The 1,046-nt window shown below is 42.9% G+C and carries 1 protein-coding gene and 1 pseudogene; one reads left to right on the forward strand and one right to left on the reverse strand.

Annotated elements, in window-relative coordinates:
- Positions 1 to 225: pseudogene (locus tag H5125_RS21655) on the reverse strand (IS110 family transposase); the annotation flags it as partial.
- A gap of 209 nt (positions 226 to 434) precedes the next feature.
- Between H5125_RS21655 and H5125_RS21660 the strand changes: the two are divergent.
- Positions 435 to 854: a hypothetical protein gene (locus H5125_RS21660; protein WP_220487395.1), complete on the forward strand. Its 420-nt coding sequence runs from the start codon at positions 435 to 437 to the stop codon at positions 852 to 854.
- The last annotated feature ends 192 nt before the right edge of the window (positions 855 to 1,046 follow it).

The raw sequence follows: 1,046 nt of genomic DNA on the forward strand, positions 1-1,046 counted from the left end.
TTCAGCACACCAATCTGACACCCAATACCAGCAATGCATGCACTCAACGCCGACAATCACATTGCCGATATAGGGTTCTAGTATGAGTAATAAGTCATCTTTGCTGGCACCTATCTTTTTATGAAAAACAACTTCCCCTTTAGAATCAATGATGCAGACATAAAGTAAGCGTGCATGTAAATCGATACCACAGTAGTATGGATGTGAGTTATTATAAAATCTCATTGAGCTTTCTCCTGTTAGTTTAGTCACCTTAAGCATACCGCTGATGCGGCTTGCTAGGGAGGAGGCTCAATGAGTATCAAGCGCATGTTATCGGACTGGTTTTCCGCTGCGCTCCAAACCAGCCGCAAATGCGGGCGTTATACGTCATGATTAAACGAATCATCGCAACAATATTATTGGTATTTTCAGGATTTTGTTTAGGAGGAACTGTGCAAGAAGGTAAAGAGGAGTCTCAAGAGTTAATGGATGCAGTTTTGCCGCTGGCAGAAAAACTATTATCCGAGCATGGTGAATTCTTTCCTTATGGTGGTGCAATGACTCCTGATGGAAAAATTGTAAGTGTCGCAGCCTATGATGGTGACGAGCATCCTCCATCCTTAGAGGTCATAGAGATGCTTCAAAAGGCATTTCATACGGCCGCTAAGAATAGGGAATACAAAGCTACAGCCCTCGTTTACGACGTTAGGGTTCAATTAGCCAATGGTGAGCCTTCAGATGCACTGGCCATAGAGCTGGATCATGAGTCGGGTTATTCTATCGTTGTTCTGCTTCCCTACACTTTACGTAATGGTCACCTTCAATACGGTGAAATTTCGGCACAAGCTGGTAAAGGTAATGTCTTTCAGTAGTGAGCAACGTGTAACACATATGAGCCTCCCGCCAGTCAATAGGCGAGCTTAACTTATTTGACTGCTCTTGCAGTCAAATTAAAATCAATCAACAAATTCATCTACTTCGTCTGTCATTTAGCTGTCAAATCATCGTTTACAGCAAACACATATAGAGGCTCTCTTAGTGCGATCTTATCGCTGCCTGACTCT

The organism is Shewanella sp. SR44-4, from assembly GCF_014163715.1.
In the GTDB taxonomy this organism is placed as follows: Bacteria; Pseudomonadota; Gammaproteobacteria; order Enterobacterales; family Shewanellaceae; genus Shewanella.